This window comes from Shewanella sp. ZOR0012, from assembly GCF_000798835.1.
Taxonomy (GTDB): domain Bacteria; phylum Pseudomonadota; class Gammaproteobacteria; order Enterobacterales; family Shewanellaceae; genus Shewanella; species Shewanella xiamenensis.
In genome coordinates, this window is sequence record NZ_JTLE01000094.1 from 2,521,676 (window position 1) to 2,543,608 (window position 21,933).

Annotated in this window: 17 protein-coding genes; 4 read left to right on the forward strand and 13 right to left on the reverse strand. The window is 45.5% G+C overall.

Annotated elements, in window-relative coordinates:
• Positions 1-158: 158 nt before the first annotated feature.
• Positions 159-473: a N(4)-acetylcytidine aminohydrolase gene (yqfB, locus tag L976_RS12685; RefSeq protein ID WP_047537230.1), complete on the reverse strand. Its 315-nt coding sequence runs from the start codon at positions 471-473 to the stop codon at positions 159-161.
• Between the two features lie 159 nt (positions 474-632).
• Between yqfB and L976_RS12690 the strand changes: the two genes are divergently transcribed.
• Positions 633-836, forward strand: a complete 204-nt coding sequence (locus L976_RS12690) for a DUF2986 domain-containing protein (RefSeq protein ID WP_047537234.1) — start codon at positions 633-635, stop codon at positions 834-836.
• Positions 837-931: 95 nt separating this feature from the next.
• Here L976_RS12690 and L976_RS12695 read toward each other — a convergent pair whose 3' ends face one another.
• Positions 932-2,446 (reverse strand): MATE family efflux transporter, encoded by a 1,515-nt coding sequence (locus L976_RS12695; RefSeq protein WP_047537237.1) that lies wholly within the window; start codon positions 2,444-2,446, stop codon positions 932-934.
• Between the two features lie 105 nt (positions 2,447-2,551).
• Positions 2,552-3,802 (reverse strand): MFS transporter, encoded by a 1,251-nt coding sequence (locus tag L976_RS12700; RefSeq protein WP_047537240.1) that lies wholly within the window; start codon positions 3,800-3,802, stop codon positions 2,552-2,554.
• 181 nt (positions 3,803-3,983) lie between these two features.
• Here L976_RS12700 and L976_RS12705 point away from each other — a divergent pair, with 181 nt between their 5' ends.
• A complete protein-coding gene (locus tag L976_RS12705; RefSeq protein ID WP_047537243.1) occupies positions 3,984-4,865 on the forward strand; it encodes a LysR family transcriptional regulator in 882 nt (293 codons plus the stop codon).
• Positions 4,866-4,957: 92 nt separating this feature from the next.
• Here L976_RS12705 and L976_RS12710 read toward each other — a convergent pair whose 3' ends face one another.
• The 4 genes from L976_RS12710 to L976_RS12725 all read right to left on the reverse strand — a co-directional run bounded on the left by L976_RS12710 (position 4,958) and on the right by L976_RS12725 (position 11,768).
• A complete protein-coding gene (locus tag L976_RS12710; protein ID WP_047537246.1) occupies positions 4,958-8,872 on the reverse strand; it encodes a S8 family serine peptidase in 3,915 nt (1,304 codons plus the stop codon).
• Positions 8,873-9,444: 572 nt separating this feature from the next.
• A complete protein-coding gene (locus L976_RS12715) occupies positions 9,445-9,849 on the reverse strand; it encodes a YbaY family lipoprotein (RefSeq protein WP_047537248.1) in 405 nt (134 codons plus the stop codon).
• 1 nt (position 9,850) lies between these two features.
• On the reverse strand, positions 9,851-10,717 hold the full coding sequence (gene tesB, locus L976_RS12720) for an acyl-CoA thioesterase II (RefSeq protein WP_037417495.1): 867 nt from the start codon (positions 10,715-10,717) through the stop codon (positions 9,851-9,853).
• 118 nt (positions 10,718-10,835) lie between these two features.
• A complete protein-coding gene (locus L976_RS12725; protein ID WP_047537251.1) occupies positions 10,836-11,768 on the reverse strand; it encodes an SDR family NAD(P)-dependent oxidoreductase in 933 nt (310 codons plus the stop codon).
• Positions 11,769-12,098: 330 nt separating this feature from the next.
• Between L976_RS12725 and L976_RS12730 the strand changes: the two genes are divergently transcribed.
• Positions 12,099-12,974: a 1,4-dihydroxy-2-naphthoate polyprenyltransferase gene (locus tag L976_RS12730; RefSeq protein ID WP_037425645.1), complete on the forward strand. Its 876-nt coding sequence runs from the start codon at positions 12,099-12,101 to the stop codon at positions 12,972-12,974.
• 154 nt (positions 12,975-13,128) lie between these two features.
• On the opposite strand, the gene L976_RS12735 is transcribed toward L976_RS12730, so the two are convergent.
• The gene (locus L976_RS12735) at positions 13,129-13,938 is read right to left on the reverse strand and encodes a DODA-type extradiol aromatic ring-opening family dioxygenase (RefSeq protein ID WP_047537255.1); all 810 of its coding nucleotides are present in this window, start codon (positions 13,936-13,938) and stop codon (positions 13,129-13,131) included.
• 70 nt (positions 13,939-14,008) lie between these two features.
• A complete protein-coding gene (locus L976_RS12740) occupies positions 14,009-14,485 on the reverse strand; it encodes a DoxX family protein (RefSeq protein ID WP_047537258.1) in 477 nt (158 codons plus the stop codon).
• A gap of 435 nt (positions 14,486-14,920) precedes the next feature.
• On the opposite strand from L976_RS12740, the gene L976_RS12745 reads away from it, so the two are divergent.
• Positions 14,921-15,817 carry a LysR family transcriptional regulator gene (locus L976_RS12745; protein ID WP_047537261.1) on the forward strand — a complete coding sequence of 299 codons (897 nt, stop codon included), beginning with the start codon at positions 14,921-14,923 and terminating at the stop codon, positions 15,815-15,817.
• 283 nt (positions 15,818-16,100) lie between these two features.
• Here the strand turns inward: L976_RS12745 and L976_RS12750 are convergent, their stop codons facing one another.
• The 4 genes from L976_RS12750 to gndA form a co-directional block, all read right to left on the reverse strand.
• Positions 16,101-16,811, reverse strand: coding sequence for a hypothetical protein (locus tag L976_RS12750; protein ID WP_047540476.1), 711 nt, complete (start codon positions 16,809-16,811; stop codon positions 16,101-16,103).
• Positions 16,812-17,117: 306 nt separating this feature from the next.
• The gene (locus L976_RS12755) at positions 17,118-17,582 is read right to left on the reverse strand and encodes a hypothetical protein (protein ID WP_037425650.1); all 465 of its coding nucleotides are present in this window, start codon (positions 17,580-17,582) and stop codon (positions 17,118-17,120) included.
• 10 nt (positions 17,583-17,592) lie between these two features.
• Entirely contained in the window at positions 17,593-19,716 is a 2,124-nt protein-coding gene (locus L976_RS12760; RefSeq protein ID WP_047537264.1) for a S8 family serine peptidase, read from the reverse strand.
• A gap of 541 nt (positions 19,717-20,257) precedes the next feature.
• Complete coding sequence (gene gndA / locus L976_RS12765; protein ID WP_047537267.1) at positions 20,258-21,784, reverse strand: NADP-dependent phosphogluconate dehydrogenase; 1,527 nt, start codon at positions 21,782-21,784, stop codon at positions 20,258-20,260.
• Between the last annotated feature and the right edge of the window lie 149 nt (positions 21,785-21,933).

A 21,933-nucleotide genomic window follows, 5' to 3' on the forward strand; every position in this document is an offset into this window, starting at 1 on the left:
TTGTGTTATCAACTCCTCTATAGAATGCGATACCGCGCCGCAGTGCGACTTGGCGAATCGAATCGTATCGCCCAAAAACTCTTACCGTGGACAGCGAAAGCATGATATGACGGGATAGCATGACATCACTCATTAAAAAGGCTGCATCGCAGCCTTTATTATTTTGTTAGCACCTTAAAACGGATCATATATAACTGTTCAAGGCCGGGATAAATCTCGGCAATCACCTGGTGCAGTTCGGGTAAGGTCATATTTTCTTGTTGGGCGTGCAGTGTTGTGAGTCCAGACAATGTTATTGGCATTACCTTCAACACTTGGATGTCACAAAACCAACGATGAGTTTCAAAGGTAGACACTGGGAGGATTTGCCCTTGTATCACATGGGATTCAGCCTCATTTCGCAACGTAATCGTTTTCTTCCCCATCAAAATATCGTGCTCAAAGCGTTCAAAAAAAGTAATCTCAGTCAACAAAGTTAATCCCTCTATTTATCCCGTCACAAATACAGATAGCACGCACAAAATACAGCAAAACATGGTCAGTTTGCGCCATTTAAGTTAGAATTCGACCTCAATTGAGCCATTGGCCTCATATTCCTGCGCTTAGCGGGTGCGAACGACATTAGAGACTTTATGAACAAGAAACAAAAGATCATCAAAAAAATTGCGAAACGTGCTAAAGCCAGACTGAATAAAGTCGATCCAGCCACCATTGGCGCACCCGCAAAATCTGGCTATATCTCTAAGGCAGAACGCGCCAAGATCGCAGCACTTGCTGCGGCTGCAGAAGTAGAATCAGCAGCAAGTGAGCCACAAGAGGCAACAACTGAGCAATAATATTGTTTAATAAAAACAAATTTATGCGCTAATAAGACCAATAAGTAATGCCACACCAGACTGTGGCATTTTTATTTTAAATAGTCAGTTATACATTAACGCTTAGCATTATCCTGTTGCTCTATAAAGGGTATAACAGGCTCCATTTCTTGCTCTTCCGTCAATTGTGCCATCTGCGCGCAGGAGGATGAAAGAGGGCTAGTTGCACTCGGTAGATTCTGTGCCACCTCATTCGTCATCAATTCGTCCACATCGGCTGCTAAGCCAGCAACACCATGCCCGGTTGATGTCAACGCAACCTTGTCGACTAAGCGATAGGCAACCCAAACCCCTAAAATACCAAAAAGAATTGAGCCTATGACTTGGCCAATAAGTACCCCATAAACCCCGCCCCACTGCGCGCCCATATACACAAAGGGAACGGTACCTAAAGTCGCCTTGCCCACATTAAATAAGGTGGAATATTTGGCCTTACCCAAATTATTAAAGGAGGCGTTTGCGACAAATAAAATCCCAGAGAAGATAAAAAACACCGCAATATAGCTGCAGAAAAATTCAATAAGTGCCGCACTATCGCCCTTCATATCAAACAAACTGACGATCTGCGCTTTAAGTAAAAACAAAAGTAACGACATCACCACCACATACAAGGTACAAAATTGAATCGCCTTCGTTAAACTTTCGCGCACCCGGTCGAATCGTCCTGCTCCAAAGTTTTGCCCAACTATAGGCCCAATAGCGCCGGATAAGGCAAAAATCATCCCAAAAGTGACAGGCACTAACCTGCCGAGTACCGCCCAACCGGCAACATAAGCATCACCAAAATCCGCAATTGCCCGGGTCACAAACGCATTACCAATTGGTGTGGCAATGTTGGTCAGTATGGCTGGTCCTGCAATGGCGAAAATCGGTTTAAGATCGGCTTTAAAATAGTGAAGATTAAACCTGCCAAGGAGTTGATGTTTGACCACAACACCACGCCCCGCGATGATAAATACCGCAATACGAGCCAATACAGATGCCAGTGCAGCCCCTTCAATCCCCATCGCAAACAGGAAAATAAAAATAGGATCCAGCACAGCATTCACGCCGCCACCCGCTAAGGTCGACATCATCGAAAGTTTTGCATCTCCCACGGCACGCAGCGCACCGCCAAGGGCCATTGCGAGACAGATGAACGGCAGCGACGGCACCAAAATATACAGATAACTCTCTGCAAGCTCGGCAGTATGACCGCTGGCCCCCACAAGCGTGACTAACTCAGGAATAAAAGTCGTGACCACAATGCTGACCAACACACTAATGATCGTGGTCACCACCGCACTGTTAAGTAATAGGCGTTTCGCTAATTCGATATCCTTAGCGCCGATAGAGCGAGACACCAAGGCCCCGAGCGCAATGGAGAGACCTATGCCAATTGATGTGGTAAAAAATGAAATACTGCCCGCATAACCTACAGCCGCGGCTAATTCATGTTCGCCCAATAAGCTTAAGAAAAATATATCCAGTAAATCGACTACAAATAACGCAGAAATCCCCACCGCAGCGGTTGAACTCATCACGAGAATATGGCGAAGAATTGAACCTTCAACAAACTTAGCTTGGGTCATGGGGTTGTTTTACCTTATTAATTGCAAAAGCAAAGGCCAACACTGAATTGTTGGCCTTTGCTTTTATAGTCATCTATGGGTATTTAGGTCAAGCACTAAAGCAGCTTATGCCGCAATTGGGCTCATCTTCGTTTGGTGGTAACGCAGACGACTGATTGACAATGCAATTAACGCAAGCAGCGTTAACGACCCCATCACCACCCCTTGCCATTCGGCTTTATGCCAAAATAGCATCAAGTAAGGTCCACCCAAAGCGGCGCCTAAGTAATAGCAACACAGATACAGCGAGGTGGCCTTGGCGCGATCGCGGCTTGCACGCATCGCCACAAAAGAGTTGCAACAACTGTGGGTTAAGAAGAATCCACATGCCGTCATCAAAAAGCCCATGCAAATGGTGGCTGTGGTATCAAACAGGGTCAATAAACTGCCCAACAGCATCAAACACCAAGACCATTGATATAACTTGTGCTGACCAAATTTTGCCAGCCACTTAGCGGTAAAATAGGAGGCCACAGTACCACTGGAGTAACACAAAAAAATCAAGGTCGCTTGAAAGCGGCTCCACTCGTAGGGCGCGGCCATCAAATGCAGTTGAATAAAGCTAAATTGATTCACCATCATCATAAAAGTGATCCCACCGATGGCATAGGCTAACCGCATTTGTGGATCGGTTAGATGGTGACTAAAGCCGTAAAAATCTTGAAGTAACCGAGCCCGTTTTGAGACTGAAGGCGCCGAGGTTTGCCCGCCAGATATCGCCTTAGCATCCGCGCCAGATGGCAATAAAAAACTGGTCAAGGCAACACCTGCGAGGGTCACTAAAAACAGCAGCCACATGGACTCCTGCCAAGATAAAAACTGCGACATCAACCCGCCCAGCAGACGCCCAACAATCCCGCCGATACTATTGGCCATAATGTAAATGCCCGCGGCTTTGAGCATAGTGCTTGGCGAGAGTTGCTCCTTAAAATAAGCCATGGCAATGGCAGGCACCGCAGCGAGCAATACGCCTTGTAAAAAACGCACATACACAAGCGCATTAAAGTCCCCAGCCCAAATCAGCAGCAGGTTCGACAATGCCAATAACCAAAGACTCACCACAATCGGCGTATGCCGGCCAATTCTGTCGGACACAACCGCATAAATTAACAGCGAAAACGCCAATGAAAAACTGGTCACAGAGAGAATGAGCGTAGCCTGCGATCCCGATACGGCAAAATGCTCAGCGATCAGCGGTAACATGCCCTGCATCAAATACAGATTGATATATACCACCACGGAAGCTACACACAGTGCCCACATCAGTCGGGTATCACGTTGTTTATTGTCGATAATAGTGTCTAACACGGCTTGCACTTTTAGCCTCGATAACGCCTCACTCTAAGAATAGACAAAGGTTAGCACTGGGCATAACATAACAATAATAGATAATTTATATCGACATTATTGATTTTTGTTATGGGAAATCTTTGATAACTGACATGGTTATCGCAAATTGTCGCGCGTAAGCGTGCATCACAAGCAAAAGGCTCACACTATGGATATACGCCAACTTAAACACTTAGATGCACTTGCAAATACTGGCAGTTTTACCGCCGCGGCCAAGAAGCTCAATATGGCGCAGCCTGCCCTAAGCCAAAGCATTAAACGGCTCGAACTATCTCTTGGCGTCACCCTGATCAACCGCACCAGCAATAAAAATGACAAGCACCTCGCGCTCACCGCCGAAGGCTTAGTGCTGCATCAACATGCCACGTTAATCCTAAAACAAATCAAGCAGGCCGAAGCGCAAATCCGCGCCATGGCGAATTTGACCTCAGGGGAAGTGCGGATTGCGGTGCCGGGTATGTTGGGCTCCTTCTATCTGCCCTCACGCCTTATGGCGTTTCGCCATCAATATCCCGAGTTAAAGCTGTCACTATTCGAAGGCGGTACCCGTGACGCACTGCGGATGTTACAACAGGAAGAAGTGGATATTGCTATCATTACTGCCCAAGATCTGCAGAGTGATTTTGATAGCCAATTACTGATCCGTGAGCAGATGGTGATCGCCATGGGCGCCGAGCATCCACTTGCCGAGCATTCTGCCGTGAGCTTAAACGACTTCTTTGACCATGAACTGGTGATGTTCAAAACCGGCTATTTTCACCGCGAGTGGATCCTCTCTCAGGCAAAAGACTTGGGTAAAAAGCCCAATATTGCCTTTGAGACCAATCTGATTAACTTGATCAAACAGATTGTGTCGCAGGGATTTGGTATCACCAGCGTGCTCGAAATGGCCATCAGTCCAAAAGACGATATTCTCGCCAAACCCTTTGATCCGCCAGTGTTTTTAAACCTGCATATCGCCTGGAAAAAACAGCGCCCCGTCAGCCAAGCCGACCGCGCCTTTGTGGAATTTTTAATGAAAAATCGATAATAAACAGGCAATAAAAAAGGGCCGATAATCTCGGCCCTCATCAGGGTTAACCCTTAAACATGCTAAGGTTAACCGGTTTCAGCTCGAACCACTTAGCGCAGTTTACGGCGACCAAAGGCAAATGGCAGCAGTAATAAACTTAACCAGCCAAAAGCACCACCGTCATCCTTCTTCGGCGGAGTATCGGTAATAGAGACAGATACTAAGCTCGAATCGCTATTGCCGTGGTTATCGGATACCGTCAGTTGGAATGATACGGTTTGTGCCGCGCCATTCACACTTGGCGCCACTAAGTTTAATTTGGCCGCTGCGGGGTCAAAATTAAAGCTTGCGCCACCTAACTGAGTCCACTTGTAGGTCAGCGGATCATTATTCGCATCCGATGATTTGCTGGCATCGATAAACAGCGGCTTGCCTTCTTGTACTGACGTTGGCGCTTCCACCTTGGCCACAGGCGCCACTTCAGCAACATCAAACTGATAGCGCTGAGTCAAGGTTTCTGACGACGCATTGTTGACCTTGTTCGACAGGCTTAACTCATTATCAACCCCCGCCTTACGTGGAACCAGCTCAAAGCTGATGTCTTTCGCTTCAGCGCCCGATGGCATCTCGATCGTCCAAGTGATCTTATTGCCATCTTGCTTACCGTCATGGCTGATGTTAGCCACTTCATGGCCTTCAGGCAGCATAGCTTCTAAGTTATAAACACGTGTTACTTGGGTTTTATTGGCTTCGATACGGGTTTTCATCATCTTAGCCACGCCCGGTGTTAACTGACCGCTCAGCGTATTGCCCAGAGGCGACAGCACATCATCACCGACACGTTCAAAGACGACGGGGAGCTTCACTGGTGCTACTTTGTCATCGCCAGTGGTGAGGGTCAGCATAGCTAAACCTTCATCACCGACTTTAAGCGCATCCTTCCACGTCAGCTTAACGTCAAAGTCATTGGTATCGCCAGAAAGCGTCGCAGTGAGGTTATCCTCAGCCGTGTCATAGAGGGTCAATTGTTTTAAACCAAACACGTCATCGGCCGTCGCTGATGAAGCGCTGTAGTTTTGCACAATCACATAGTAAGTGCCTTTAACAGGATTATTGAGTAAGACACTTTCCTCTGAACCATCTCTGGCTGATGAGCCCGCTCGCGCAAGTTTGCTGCCATCGTTTTTATCGAGTAGCACATACATATCGAGATCGGGCGATGTGGTGTAGCTAATTGAGGTTCGGAAATACAGTGCATTTTCATTAACGTCAAACTTAAACACTTTGACGCCATCTTCAAGATCATCTGTATATGAAGCATTATTCGAGTCTTGCTTCACGCTTGACTCAATGATTTGGCTTAGCTTGAGGCCCGTCACTTCGGCACCAACGCTAGCAAAATCCACCGCCTTCAAGCCTTCAAGAGTGATCTCATCCGCATTACGAGTCGCTTGAATGCTTACCAAGTTTGGCAGGTTACGCTTACCAATCTTAGCCGCAATCGGCATAGTCGCCGTAGGGAAGTTAGCTGACTCGAGCACTAAGTTGCCAAAGCCCCAATCTGCACCCACTTGCGTTACATCGGCGGTGACAGTAATGATTTGGCTCGCACCTTTTTTCAGGGTAAAGCTTTCAGGCGATACCGTTAGTGCCAGCTTATCGGTCACCGCTTGGCCCTTCGCCGTCCAGCTACCATCTTGGGTTGCGGTTACGGTACGGGTCCAAGTACAGGTATTGACACAACGAGAATCAGCCATACTAGGCACGTTGAGCTTACGAGGATCGCCGTTCAATAAGGGATTTGCAATTTCATAGTTCAGTGCGCTTTCATCCATCACTAAACCGGCTTTAGCGGCTAAATCCACGCGAATACGGCCAGCGCCCACGTCAAACGGATCGGCAACGGTTTTAGCATCGGCTTTTTTCATCGCCTGAGCGGTCGTTGCAGTCAGCATTAATGCGGAGCGGATATTGTCCGGCGTCCAATCTTTATGCAGCGACTTTAACAGTGCGCCAGCACCCGCAACATGGGGACTTGCCATTGAAGTGCCCGACATGAGGGTAAAGTCGGCAGGATTTGTGCCCGATTTATCGTGACCAAATTGTTGATCAGAATAAGCAGCGTAAATATCCGAACCAGGCGCGGCCACCGAAGGCACAATCACATCATTGGTCGCATTTGGGCCAATCAGTGAGCCAGCCGATAACACATCGGCCTCACGGCTAATCGCTTGCGGTGTCGGGGTTAAAGTTAACTCTACAGCAGGATTGGCGGCCATGGCCTCGATTAAGGCAACGCCATCGGTATTACCAATAAATACCGCTGGTATATTTAATGTCTCGAGCGAAGCCATTTTTAAACGATCATTGCCTTCGCCATCTCGGTTATAGACGATCACCGCTTTAGCACCCGCAGCTAATGCACCCGATACTTTAGTTGTAAAATCGCATGTTCCCCGTTTAATGACCGCTATTTTGTCTTTAAAGGCATCGGCGGGGAAGACTTTACAACCTTCCACATTGGTCGCATCGACAGAGCCAGCAAACACTGGAAGTCCTTTAACCACTTCGGTTTGCACAGGGCCAGAGCCAGGGGTGAATTCAAATGTCTTACCATTAAATTCCAGCTCACGTACCACTTCACGATTGTGAGTCGAGTTAGCCACCGAGGTATACCATGGGGCATTTTTAGGAGTCGAATAAGGTGATTGGGTGATTGCGGCACTGGTTGCGGTTGCTGGGCGCGTATTCCCTGCTGCAACGGCAGCAAAAATACCCGCATTACGCGCCGCTAAAAAACCCTGTTCAGTGGCACTATTCCATGGATTACCACCGCCACTGATGGAGAAGTTGATCACATCCACGCCATCTTTAATCGCATCATCTATGGCTTTAAGAATCGGTACAGTCGGGCAACCAGAATACTTGTCACCCGCATCCCCAGGTCTACAGATTTGATATGCAATAATGTTTGCATGGGGAGCCACACCAGAGATTTGCGCAAACTTTAAGCCAGTTGCGATACCATCACCTTCTAGCTTACCAACTTCCCCATCAACATAAGGCACATCAAGCAAGATATTCCCTGCCGCGGTGCTGGCCACGTGCGAGCCATGGCCACCGTAGTCTTCACCATTTTTAGCGGGAGGCGTCGCACCAAAAATCTTTTCGTCGTCATAGATATCGGTGATTTCAGGGTAACTACGCACACCAATCAGCTTATCGTTACACATGCTGGCAAAATCGATTTTACAATCACCAATATAAATCCCTTGGCCTAAGGGGTTTGTATGGTCATAACCATCCCCGCCAATATCGGCAAACGAGGCATGATCAGAGTTAATCCCTGAGTCGATAATCGCCACAACCACGCCCTCACCCATTGCCTTGGTGCCAGTAGCACTACCGTCCCACACCTTTGGGGAGCCAATCAGTGCCTGACTCACATCGGTCTCAAGCTGCTCAATACGCTCACGTTCGATATAAATCACCTCAGGTAGTTCAGCCATTTTTATCGCTTGCGCCTGCGTCATACGCACAGCGATACCATTGAGTGCATATTGGTAGGTGGTTAATGGCTCTAGCTGTGTACCAATCGCTGCGCTGGCACTCGTCAAAAAGCGCTCTTGCTTAACCTTAAGGAAACTAACGTAGTTTTTCACCTCAGGAGCCGCGGCGTTAAGTTTAACATTGCCAGTCTTTCCAGTGCCTTTTGCCTGTGAGGTCGACTGTATATGTTGTGGGCTAGTTGCTTTAAAGCCAGGAATCTCCCCTTGATAATTCGCGACAGCACTGTCACGTAAGCGAACAATATAAGTATGCTCACCTTCGGCAAATTCTGGTTCAGGAATAAATTTTACATCTTGGTTATTAACTGCGGTTAATCTGCCTCGAGTTGAGTCATTTGATAATTCGGCTGGAATATCTAACTGTATTGTTTCACCCGTTGGAGATAATACTGTCTGTGCATTTGCTGCAGATGACAGCAGTGCCATAGACACTGCTAGTGCAATTTTTGTTTTCATTGTCGCTTCCTTCGCTATATCGATTTATTTCTATAAAGTTCAATTTTTAATATTTATTCAGTACAGGAATCGATTAAATTTCTGTTACCAATAGAACTTCAGCTCAGCGTTTTAACACGGAGTGATACATATTGAAACACCTTATTAACGGAACAATTACCCATAAAAACAGTTAATAAGCATGCCATACTCAATAAAAAATCGATTTTTAAAACATAAGCGAATGGTAAACTGTTTACTTAAACAAAAGGAATTTTAGCAACTACTTAAAAATAAAAGACAAGTTATCTATCGCCATTAAGTAGCATAGAGAATCAAGAGAGAATTAACGGTTTCTCATTCTGATTAAAAGATAAGAAAACAACTTAAATTTATAGATGAAATAATTTCAAATAGCTAAAAATCACATATGATAAACGCAATAAATAATCGCATTATGCCATCAACGTTACCGAATACCCCTACACCAAACAAGATGAATGATATTAAGCTCGAGATAGGAAATAAAAAATAATCGCGATTTACCAAACAAAAAGCCCTTACGAAAAGGGCTTTTTGAAATAACACATGCTTTACTGATTAATCATCACCGCCTTCATCAATACTTCAGTGGTGTATTTACCATTATTAATCACGGGGAAACGATCATAGGTTTGGAAAATCACCTTGTCCTGGTACTTGATCATAGCCACTACGCCATAATTAATACGTTTATCGATTGATTGCGCGGGTAATAAGAACTTAAATGGCACAGGCGCTCGGGCGATATTAAAGCTTTTTTGAGCAATAATGGCCCCCGGAGTATTCAAATCGATTATGGCAATAGTAATTTCACTGCCTTGTGGCAAGATAATTTTCTCTAAATAACCCGCCGCACCATTGATGATAATGGGAGGTTCAGGTTGTACCGTTACGCAACCAGTCATCGTCAATGAGCTTAAACAGAATAGAATAAATATTTTTAATTTCAGTAACATACTAGCTTCCTTTTACCATACGGATCAGCCCCTCTTGGGTCGTCGATGCGACAAGCTCGCCCTGCTGATTAAAAAATTGTCCTCGGACATACCCACGCCCACCACTGGCATTTGGGCTATCGATACTATAGAGCAACCATTCTCCCATATTAATGGGTCGGTGGAACCACATCGCATGATCTATGGTTGCCATGCGGATGCCCGGGGTTAAAAACGACACGCCATGGGGCTGAGCCGCCGTGACTAAAAAATTAAAGTCGGAGGCATAGGCTAGTAAATATTCATGGATATGACTATCTGTTGGCATTGCACCATTCGCCCTTAACCACACATAGCGATATGGCTCGGTTTCTTTAGGTGCGAAGGGATGCAGAGGGTTGACTAAGCGCATCTCAATTGGCGCGTCTTCCATAAACTTTTCAAGGATCCTTGCTGGGACTTTATCCCTTAAGGTCATAGCCAACTCATTTTGATTTAATAAACCTTCAGGGCCAGGCACCTGCGGCATCTGTGCTTGATGTTCAAAACCCACCTCGGGTTCTTGGAAGGAACAGGTCATATGAAAAATCGGCCGTCCCTTTTGTATTGCACTCACCCGCCTAGCACTAAAGCTGCCCCCATCGCGCATATTTTCAACTTCATACACTATGGGTAACTTCTCATCTCCTGCGCGTAAAAAATAAGAGTGAAGCGAATGCACTTGGCGCTCAGCTGGTACGGTTTGCTTAGCCGCGCTCAAGGCCTGTCCCATGACTTGCCCACCAAACACATGCCCAAATCCTAGGTCTTGACTTTGACCGCGAAACAGCCCGATTTCGATTTGCTCAAGGGATAATAATGATAAGAGATCGTCTAATACCTGACTCATGGGATCCTACGGAAAATTAGCAATGAATACCCAAGGGTAACCCAGTTCGACTAGGGCTGACCAGTAGGGAGTCACTTGGCATGGTGTTTGTTAACGATTTAACAAAACGCACGCCGAACTACTCAATTTTTATATGATGCTCAAGAGCGCTCTGCTTTGACCAAGCCAACACTTTATCCTCACCACAGGAATGTAAATTAACCGGAAAGGCATTGTGAAGTTCTGACCAATATTTCACGAGTTTATCGGGCGTACATTGTCCCTCACTAAAGTAAATAGACTGAAACTCAGCGAATCTGCCGTGGCTGACACTGCCAGCGCCCGCCAATAAATGCTGACCATTAGGGGCCTTTTGACTCACTAAAAACGCCACGGTCGCAGTCAGCGTATCAAAGCAAAATAGCGGTTGAATCGCAGGAGCTAAATGCTTTCGAGTCATAGCCGTTAATGCCTGAGGGCATAAGCTATTGATATAAATGTTATATTGCTCGCCCTCTATCGATAGGCTGTTTACCATTCCCACTAAAGCCATCTTGGCGGCACTGAATGCGACTTGGTGTAAATCACCAAAGAGTGCCGAAACCCCCGTTGTCATCAAAATGCGGCCATAACCCTGTGCTTTCATCGCTGGCCATATTGCTTGAGTCAGATAAAAACTGCCATTAACATCAACGTCAAACTGCCGCTGCCACTCAGCTTGTTGAATATGCTCAAAAGGACGAGCACCATAAACACCGGCATTATTGATTAATATATCCACGCCCTGCCAACATTGAAGCAAGCTATTCACCATAGTCTGAACATCCATCTGTTGACTGACATCCACCTCAAAGCAAAGGCACTCGGCCCCGAGTTTTAAAATCGTCTCATGGGTTTGGCGCAATTCATCATTGCTATAGTCAGCATCAGGGTGTTTTTGGCGTTTAGAGGACACCTTAGGTTGGTCGACAAGCACCACTTTGGCGCCCCGCTCTGCCAACATAATGGCATAGGCTCTCCCAAGCCCTGCGCCAGCTCCGGTGATCAACGCCACTTGGTTATCGAAACGCATCCTATCGAATCCTTATCATTGACATAAAGGTGACGTGCTCATTCTCCGGCAGCTAAGCCCGATGACTTGCCTTACACTCAAGGCTCTATCAGCGTTAAGTTACTGGCTTTACCAATGACATATGGGTAAACGGCATAAACTATAAAAGCACAGACAATGTGGATTTTCTTTGACATTGGCGGCAAATCTTTTCCCTAACCGCGAAACATCTGTGCGCCAATTCAAACTCTATTACATGCGTGTATTAGATAGTACTCACTTTAGGGTAATTTCTTGTTATGCTATGGCGCTGTTCACTACTCATTCCTTTTTAGATAACGACTAGACATCATGAATCCTTGGATTTTAGCCATCAGACCTCGCACCTTACCCGCGGCAATCGGTCCCCTGTTAATTGGTAATATTCTAGCGCTGCACCTTGAGCGTTTCAGTTGGTTAATTGCCGTGACATCGATGTTGTGCGCGATTTTATTGCAGATCGCTGTCAACCTCGCCAATGACTATTTTGATTTTAAAAATGGTATCGATACTGCCGAACGTATTGGCCCAGTTCGCGTGACGCAAAGCGGGATGATCCCAGCCTATAAAGTACGTAATGCGATGATCTTCTGCTTATTACTCGCGTTAACAGTAGGTTCCTATTTGATTTGGCACGGTGGTTGGCCAATAGCGATTTTAGCGGCGGCGGCGATTTTAGGCGCCCTCGGCTACAGCGGCGGTCCTTATCCTTTAGCCTCACACGGGCTAGGCGAAGTTGCCGCCTTTGTGTTTTTTGGCTTAGTGGCTGTGGTCGGCAGTTATTATTTGCAGGCAGGTGATACTAATTTGAATGCGTGGCTACTTGGCTGTGCGATTGGCTTATTTAACGCCGCCATTATGTTAGTTAACAACACCCGCGATATTCGCACCGACACCCAAGCGGGCAAACATACCCTAGCCGTGAGGATTGGCGAGGCACAGGCCAAAGTCTTGTATCAAGCCTTAATTTACTTACCCTTTGGTTTAGTGATCGCGGGATTCTTACTGGGCATTCTGCCTGGATTACCGGTATTGTTGGCGGGTTTATCTCTGCTTATCGCCCGTAAACTCAGTAGCGATTTCTATGCTGTATCGGGTGAGGCGCTTAATCCACTATTGGGACGCACAGCAAAACTTACTATGATTTTCAGTACCCTATTCAGTGTGGGACTGGTGTTTACCGCTTAAGCTGGAATACCAACATCTCAGAGTTGTCCCCATTACTGAGTAAGAGCCAGCCACCAATTGGCTAGATTAAAATAGACAAGGCTAAAAATACAAAAAGGTTCGTCATGATGCGCCAAACGCACAACATGATGAACCTTTTGCTTTTAGGGACAAATTAAGACCAGAGATAAGCCGAGATTGCCGTGTTAAATAACACGCCACTAAATTGATGCGTGGCTTTTGGCGTCTGTAAATGCGCCGCCCCAAAACACACATGTAAAGGAATTAAATGCTCTTCCCTTGGGTGACTAAAACGCGCCTCTGGCGCTGATTGCCAATCGATTAATTGTGCCTTGGCGTGGTTATCGCCTGATGTCACTACATCGGTTAACCAAGTATCAAACGCTTGGCTGCGAGGCAACACCTTAGGATCGCCAGAGAAAAACGCGCGCATATTGTGAAACGACATGCCAGACCCCACAATCAGCACCCCTTGGGTACGTAATGATGCCAATGCTTCACCGATAGCAATATGGGCACTCGGGTCCAAATGCTGCACTAAGGACATTTGCACCACAGGAATGTTGGCCTCAGGATACATCAACTTAAGTGGCACAAAGGTGCCGTGATCGAAGGCGCGTTGATTATCTAGCCAAACCTCAATGCCGCTTGCCTTAAGTAAACTGGCAATGGTTTCGGCAAGCTGCGGCTCACCGGGTGCAGGATAAGAAAGCGTATAAGCCTCAGGGGGAAAACCATAGTAATCGAACAGCATACTAGGATGAGAATGGCTCGACAGTGTCACCTGCGCCTCTTCCCAGTGGGCGGTAACTAAAACAATCGCCTTGGGCGTGGGAATAGTCTCTGCCACCTTGGATAAATATGACCGTAATTCCCGATGATTTGCATCATTGAGTAATGGTAAAGGCCCGCCACCATGGGGAACAAACAGCACTGGCATTTGAGCCGAGTTCGCGTACGTCATAGTAAATGTCTCTTGATTAAACCGTGAGTTGTCACTTGTAAATTAAAACTTGTCTGCGCGGTGGCCAAAATCAGAAAACCGCTTTTATGTCCACCAGCTGACGTTGAAAACGCACTAATCTATCGACGGTTTCATCTAACTTGATGATTAAAAAAAGCAAGGCAGATAATAACAATGCGGGTAGCGCGTTAAGGGTAGCTTCAAAATTAAAGTGGTAATAAATGGCTCCCATCATCACCGACAGTAATGCTGTTGCCGACAGGACTCGAGATTCACGCCAGCCAATGCCAATGGCACCCAGCACTTCAATCACACCGATAAAGTAGCCAAAACCCGTTGGTAAATTCATCACGCTAAAGGGCGCATGGAAAAACGGCACGCTGAGTAACTTACCCATGCCCGAGAATAAAAACACTATGCTCATGGCGAGCGTTACCAAAGCCGCCGCACGATTTAAGGTATTGGCACAGACAAAGAGTTTTTGAGGGTCAGTCTCGGCCGCGGTTTTGTTTTCACTTTTGGCAAAACATAATTGATTGATAGACATAACGACCTCATTGCTCATCACTTTTAGACCTAATTCCGTATAAACTCTTACTAAACAACCTGAGCTCGGGATAAGTAGAGCCGCTGAATAGGCATCTTTTCGGGCCTCTCTGCGTTGCTCTGTCTAACCATAGCTCGCTATGGCATACGACTGAGCGCCTTGATATGCGCAAAAATCTGCGCATTCAGTCAGAAAAAAGATTCCTCTTTTCAAAAAATCATTTATAGCATTGATTTTGTTTGTTAAATTTAGACTTTTTCGACACTCATTATCCCGAGTTCAGGTTAAACAGTACTCTAAACACAAAGTAGTGGGCTCGTATTTTGTGCCCACTACTGTCATATGGCGAGATTATGCGCCCACAAAAAATAAATAAATATGGAATAATATCTAACATCTTCTAAAATAATTCTTTATTTGTTTAAGGGTATTGCCATGACCTTAGAACAACTGCTGATGTTCAATACCGTCGCCCTCGCTGGCTCACTAAAGGCCGCCAGTGACAAACTCCATAAGACTCAGCCTGCGATCAGTCAGAGCATTAAACAATTGGAATCCCAGCTAGATGTAGTGCTGTTCGACCGCCAAGGTTATCGGTTAGCACTGACCCAAGAGGGACGAAAGCTATTGCAATACGCCCAGCGCGTACTGAATGAAGCGCAGGAAATGCGCCAAGTGGCCAAGCATTTAGCCAAAGGTAACGAGGCCAGTATCACCTTAGCCTTTGAGGCCTCCTTTAATCTTGTTCGAATCTTGCCGATGTTAGAGCGCACACAAAATGAGTTTCCACATACACAAATTATTCTTAAACAAGAGTATTTAACTGGGGCACTTGAAGCCCTAAATCAAGGCAAAGCCGATATTGCGATTTCAGCTGGCGGTATTGAGCTGCTTCGCTCAAGCCATTATGAGCTTGGTTATTTATTTTCAGGGAGTTTATTGGATGTTGCTTCCCCCCGTTTACTGAGCCGTTATCCCCACCTAAGTCATGTAAGGCAATTGGTGAACGAGTACCAAATTGTGATCCAAGATACTGGCACTGGCACCGCCAATATCGAATTTGGGGTGCAAGCTGGGCAGCGCCGTTGGTATGTGAATGATTTTTATACGAAGAAAATGCTTATTCAAGGAGGGATGGGATGGGGAAAACTTCCCTATTATATGGTCGAAGAAGCCATCGCAGAAGGAAGCTTACAACAGCTTGAACTACAAGAAAGACAAAACCTGATCCAACTCGATTATTATGTGATGCGGCCGCCCCACTCGCCACTAGGCCCTGTGGCACAGGCGCTATGGGACAATTTAGTGCAACTAGCCATTAAGCCAAGCTGATAATTAACCTCTTTTGATATCACACTATCTGTATATGTAATCTGTATATGTAATCTGAATATGACATTCGTTAATCAGTCATATTTTGAAGGCTGGCTGCCTTGATAGAAGCTAACAGTTCAGCCTAAAGGAGCACTTAAATAAATGCGCGTGACACTCTCATACGGTTTTCATCATGCTTATTCAGTAAAAGCCTATTGTTGTTTTATCGCGTAATTTGCAGCCGCGATGACGCAATTTGCTTCACATATTACTCAGTCATGCAATCCAACAAGCAATTAACTCAGCGCCGATAATAAATAATTGACCAAAAATCAAACTGCTCGCCTTTAGCGGCGCACCAATCCGGAAACGACTCAGCCACAGTATGAGTGGAATACTCCTCCCAGCAATTTATCATTGACTGGTAATAATCATGCCTGTTTTGCAGCCTTGATTTACTCTCCTGCGTTTGTAATCGCTCGATTAATGTGTGTGCTGACGCTAGTGAGTCTTTTGCTCGCACTATATCGCCCAACAATACAGATTCAGATAAATGGTGGGTCTGAAAATCGACACTGCTTAAATGGGCCAACGCAACTTGAGTAAGACAAATTTCATCGTTAGGCTCAAGCGCCAACGCCCTTTCATAGGAGGCGATATCCTCACCAATATAGCCTAACCATTTGTGGGGAATGGGATTATTGGGCTCATCTACTGCCCATTGGGTTAGCACACCTTTAAGCAGTACAATAAGGGGATAAGCGAGTAACTGGTGTGTTTCACGCTGCCAATAACCTAAGGATGATAGTTCTTCAGCTATTTGCCTTTGTTTAGTCAAGGATTGGCTCTTACAGTGCGACACAAATGTATTCACTGTCGCAATCGCTTGCTTCTTTAGTCCTTGCTCTTTTTGCAGACAATATTGGCCAAAAAGTTCATACCCCTTCAGAGCCGAATACTGAGTCCCTATCGACTTTAATCCTTCAAAGTTATCGCTATTCCAGTAGTTCATATTGAGACTTGAGTTGGTGAAACCTTCGGGCTGAACAATGCAACCACTCGTATGGAAAAGTACATGGAATAATGCAAACATGGTCCATGGTAATCATGCGCTAAAGCCGAGTGAAGCACGGCCCCAAGGCATAGAAGCAGATTGTAATCTGTAAACCCATCGTGAACCAAATAGTTTAGCGCTAAGTGGTTATATTATTGGTCGTTTTACGATAAAGCCTCTGATGTTAATAGGCTCATATTAATAATTGACTCATAATAAAGGGCCTTGCGGCCCTTTATTCACCTTTTAGCTTCGCTAAATGGCTTACTGAATTTCTTGCTTGGCGAGTGCGCGATCTAACTTAGCACGCTCCACTTCAGGCGAGGCTTTAACCGCTTGAATTAAGCCAATTAAATCAGTACCTTCTTCGGCGGCAAGCAGCAATAAGTTATTGTCATTCTGCCAATCAACTTTTAAACCGTGAGTCTTAGCAAAATCATCGGCTGATACACCTGGTTTTAGTTTAACCACTAACTTTCCGGTCATTTCGGCAAAGGGTTTACCCGATTGAGTCACTACTTTCTGCCCTTTAACCAATTGCTTAGCCTGTTTAATCCCAGTCTCAGTTTTAACAAAGTAGGGTGTATCTAAACCGAGAAACTCGGCACGGCTCACTTGAACACCTTTAGACTCAGCTTGAGGTTCAGTGAGTTCGATCTTGTCATGTGCCATTGCTTGAACTGACAGTGAAAGTGCAACAGCTACTAATGATAAATTTAACGCTTTCATTGGTTACTCCTTAAGATGCAGACTTGGCGGCATGGCCATGGAAACGAATTGACCAACCTTTCAGTTTGCCATCGGCTTCGTTAGGGATTGAGATATAGCCTTGATCGTATTTAACAAATCGATAGCTACCGCTATTCACATCAATCAGCTTGATTGTCCATTCACCTTTTGATGATTCGCCATAGAAAGCATTTGATAACATAGGTGTTGCATCATAGCCTTTAACAAGATCATCCGGATCATTCTTATCCATCACCCCTTGATAAACTAAACCGTTATAAGGTGTCATCAACACACTCTTAGTACCTGCTGGCGAAATCAGCTCTACCGCTAAATCCGGTAGACGCAGGTGATCGGCAGTCAGCTCAATTTGCACGGCTTCAATCACTAAATCGTCAGCGACTACTTGGGTATCCGTCACGCCATTAATATCGGCATCGGGAATCGCTTTGGTGAGCGCTGCGCTTGCTTGCCATTCGGTTACGACATAGTCACCTAAGTCCTGTGCATAGGATTTGGCGAGCTTAACGGCTTCAGTTAAATTCACTCGACCAAAACCATAGAGGTTATGGAATGAAAAACCCGCCGCGTTTTGTAACCAACTAGGAATAGCCGTATACACTGGCGCACCTTCCCCCTCACCAATGGTCACGGTTTTAGGCGCAATATCCGCATCAACTTTGGTAGCGGTCTTCGCCAAAATATAGCGAATATCACGCCAAGTGAGATCTGGATTAGCACTCATAATGACAGCGACAGCTCCCGAAGTGTTAGGTGCCGCAGACGAGGTACCGTTCATTGTCGATGTGTAATCACAATTGGGGTTTAACGGGTTTAAACCACCGTGGAATGGCGTGCTTGGTCTATCTTCTGCGATTGCAGAACCCTTCACACATCCCATAAAGTCGGTAGTAACTATCGCAGGATCATTATCACCATACTCACCACCAGGTGCTGTGACAAAAATATTCGAGCCCACGGATGAATAGCTAGAAAGTTTACCCTTAGCATTAATTGCACTAACAACTAAGTTATAAACGTTAGCATTGTCAGAGGACATGTTGGAATTATGGAAAGGTAAGCCGTGGTTAGCGGGATTTTCCGTCGTTGCCGTGAAGTAATCTCCCGGTAACCAGAAAGTACGGAAACGATAGTAGTCATACCCATTACCCGCAGACTTAACGAAAATACTGCCTTTGCCATCGAAGCTTTGCGTTGCAATATCTTGATAAACTTCGGTTTCATCCTCATCAAACCCATGAGGGAATGGCACGCTGTAACCATAGCTTTGGTTAAAAACGCGTGCACTATCGCTATAGGCACTGGCACCGTGGGATTTAGCAAAGTTTTCAAATGTTTGTACGTTTGTCACTTTACCCGTTGGATCTTCATCTAAAAAGTTAAAGCCAATTAATTTTGCCTTAGGTGCCACACCGCGACCACCAATACCGTTCCAACCTTCTGCCGCAATAATCCCTCCTACTGCTGTACCATGAGCTGCTGTAGCAGACCCAGAGAAAGGTGTTGGATCAACAGTACCTGTAATTAAATTGTATGAACCACCATTTACAGTGTTATTTGTTAGATCTGGATGAGCAATTTCTAAGCCGCTATCGACCACCGCGACAATCACGCCTTGTCCCATAGCATTATCTGAAATTGCACCGCTCACATTCATATCTTCACCGGCAACACCGCGGTTAGCCGCAAAAGCATTCTGCCCAGTGTTTTTTAAATGCCATTGGTAGGTAAAGAGTGGATCGCCATGCTTAATATTGATTGTCAGATTGGCTTCAGCCTGTAATTGGCCATCGGACACTTTGAACCGAACCACCTCAGTCCCTTCATTGGCATCAGATGCATAGGTAAATTCACCCGTGCTTTTATTGACTAGCGTAAAGGTGCCGAGTTTGAGATCGGCAGGGTCCACTAAAGAATAAGTTAAACCACCTTCGGCATCCGTCCCCTCAAGTTTTCCAGTAAAAAGAATCGACTGTGACACATCAACAGTCATATCCGCTGTGGTCGGGGCAGTATTCACTTTTGGCACAGGTGCCGGAGTCTTCTTATCATCGCTCCCACAGCCAGCCAATAAGGCCGCCGTGATGCTTAATGCAACAATGGACATACGCATAATAGACATTCCTTCTTCTCATTACTTATTACAACTTAATTTGGCGTGATAATGTTGATTAAGATTATTCCGCATTAAGTTCTGTTATTTTAGTTATACCCTATGATCTCTTATAAAATACAAGCATCAAATGGGAAGCAAAGATTTAACACAAAGGAAATAATTATGAAAACAAATATAAACAGAATGAAAGACTGAATAGGTTTATTCGATTATTTTATCAGCAGATGAAATTAAGAACAGATAAAGACTGACAATAAATAATACATCAAAAAACATATTAAAAACAAAAAGATGATGACTTTATGTGTTTTTTTGAAATTACAAAACAACAAACTGTTTAAATTACATAAATTTTTACATTTTGAATCTTCAAATTCTTTAAAAATATTAAAATAGCAAAATAAACCCGCCCCTAAATATAGAATGACAAACGGTTAAACCGTCATATTATTAACATTTATAAAACAAGTTTGAGTTATTAAACAGATACGACCAATAAAAAAGCCCCTATTTCTAGGGGCTATTCAAATTATTTTATCTAGAGTTTAATTAAAACTCTGTTTGTGGCACTCCAATCTAAATGGTATTTCTCACCGGCTGGCTTATCTAAACGTTCAAAAGTATGGGCGCCAAAAAAGTCCCGTTGTCCTTGGAGCAAATTAGCTGGCAAGGTCTCACTGCGATAACTGTCGTAATAGGCCAGTGCAGAGCTAATGCAAGGCACAGGGATCCCTTGCATAACCGCCGCCGCCACAGCACTGCGCCACGCTGTTTGTTTTTCTGATAAGGTAGTTGCAAAGGTGTCTGCCATTAACAAACAACTTAAGTCAGCATCCGCTTGATAAGCTTGGGTTATCGATTGCAAGAAGGTGGCACGAATAATACAACCCGCACGCCAGATTTTCGCGATCTCAGCAAAATCGAGTTGCCATTGTTGCTCCTGCGCCGTCATCGCCATCAGTTGAAAACCTTGAGCGTAGCAACAGACCTTAGCGCAATAGAGCGCACTCTCTAAAGCATCGATTAAGACGGCTTTTTGGTTTTCATCCATCGCAGGAGATAAGGGGCCAGCAAGCTTTTTACTGAGCTCAACACGAAGGGATTTTTGGGTGCTCACCGCGCGCGCATAAACCGCTTCGGCAATGGTGGGAGCCGGACAACCAATTTGTAAACTGCTCACCGCAGTCCAAAGGCCAGTGCCCTTCTGCCCTGCTTTATCGAGGATCATCTCAACTAACGGTTTACCCGTTAGCGGATCCGCCTGTTTGAGCACCTCGGCGCTGATCCCCATCAGATAACTGTTTAAACTGCCCTTATTCCAGCGTTCAAACACCTCACCTACCTGTGCTGCGCTCATGCCTAAGCCATCGTGCATTAATTGATAGGCTTCGCAAATCAGCTGCATATCGGCGTATTCAATGCCGTTATGCACCATTTTCACATAATGCCCAGCACCCGCAGGCCCAATATAGGTCGTGCAAGGTTCGCCTTCGGTCACCGGATTTCCCGGCTCAAAACGCTCAATCGGCAGCCCAGTTTTAGGGTCAACCTTAGCGGCAATAGCCTTCCAAATCGGCGCAACATGTTGCCATGCGCCAAGATCGCCGCTTGGCATTAATGAAGGCCCAAAACGCGCACCAACCTCACCGCCCGAAACGGCTGAGCTGAAGAAAATAAATTTGCCTTGGTAACGCTTTTCGCGTTCAACGGTGTCAGTCCAAAGACTGTTGCCCGTATCGATTACGATGTCGTCCGCTTCGATACCAGCAGAAATCAGGGCATGGCATACCCCATCCACAGGTGCACCCGCAGGGACAGATAGCACGAGAATACGGGGATGAGTGAGGCTGGCTAACATTTCTGAAAGATTAGCACAGCCTGTAATACGCAGATCCTGTCCTACACGTTCTTGTTTTTCTTGTTGTAAAACCCCGTTGACTTTAACAGGATCGAGATCGAAGGCACTGACGCGATATTGATTGTCGGCGATGTTTAGCGCAAGGTTTTTACCCATTACGCCAAGGCCTATCACGCCAATGTCATTAAGATTGCTGTGGTTTTGCATTATATAATTCCCACGGGTCACAGAGGTTAGAAATAACCAATTTGGAGCAGTAATTATATCGGCCTTTGTAACTTAATTACCAGAGAGAAGAGACGATGCATACGATTGGCAAACTCGATTGCAAATCAAGATGCGTTGTTTTTTCAGGA

Bases quoted from the DNA above. Each gene is read 5' to 3' on its own strand.
- gndA (WP_047537267.1), bottom strand. From the start codon at position 21,784: ATGCAAAACCACAGCAATCTTAATGACATTGGCGTGATAGGCCTTGGC.
- L976_RS12695 (WP_047537237.1), bottom strand. From the start codon at position 2,446: ATGACCCAAGCTAAGTTTGTTGAAGGTTCAATTCTTCGCCATATTCTC.
- L976_RS12755 (WP_037425650.1), bottom strand. From the start codon at position 17,582: ATGAAAGCGTTAAATTTATCATTAGTAGCTGTTGCACTTTCACTGTCA.
- L976_RS12705 (WP_047537243.1), top strand. From the start codon at position 3,984: ATGGATATACGCCAACTTAAACACTTAGATGCACTTGCAAATACTGGC.
- L976_RS12735 (WP_047537255.1), bottom strand. From the start codon at position 13,938: ATGACGTACGCGAACTCGGCTCAAATGCCAGTGCTGTTTGTTCCCCAT.
- L976_RS12745 (WP_047537261.1), top strand. From the start codon at position 14,921: ATGACCTTAGAACAACTGCTGATGTTCAATACCGTCGCCCTCGCTGGC.
- L976_RS12710 (WP_047537246.1), bottom strand. From the start codon at position 8,872: ATGAAAACAAAAATTGCACTAGCAGTGTCTATGGCACTGCTGTCATCT.
- L976_RS12730 (WP_037425645.1), top strand. From the start codon at position 12,099: ATGAATCCTTGGATTTTAGCCATCAGACCTCGCACCTTACCCGCGGCA.
- L976_RS12760 (WP_047537264.1), bottom strand. From the start codon at position 19,716: ATGCGTATGTCCATTGTTGCATTAAGCATCACGGCGGCCTTATTGGCT.
- L976_RS12715 (WP_047537248.1), bottom strand. From the start codon at position 9,849: ATGTTACTGAAATTAAAAATATTTATTCTATTCTGTTTAAGCTCATTG.
- L976_RS12740 (WP_047537258.1), bottom strand. From the start codon at position 14,485: ATGTCTATCAATCAATTATGTTTTGCCAAAAGTGAAAACAAAACCGCG.
- L976_RS12750 (WP_047540476.1), bottom strand. From the start codon at position 16,811: ATGAACTACTGGAATAGCGATAACTTTGAAGGATTAAAGTCGATAGGG.
- L976_RS12690 (WP_047537234.1), top strand. From the start codon at position 633: ATGAACAAGAAACAAAAGATCATCAAAAAAATTGCGAAACGTGCTAAA.
- tesB (WP_037417495.1), bottom strand. From the start codon at position 10,717: ATGAGTCAGGTATTAGACGATCTCTTATCATTATTATCCCTTGAGCAA.
- L976_RS12725 (WP_047537251.1), bottom strand. From the start codon at position 11,768: ATGCGTTTCGATAACCAAGTGGCGTTGATCACCGGAGCTGGCGCAGGG.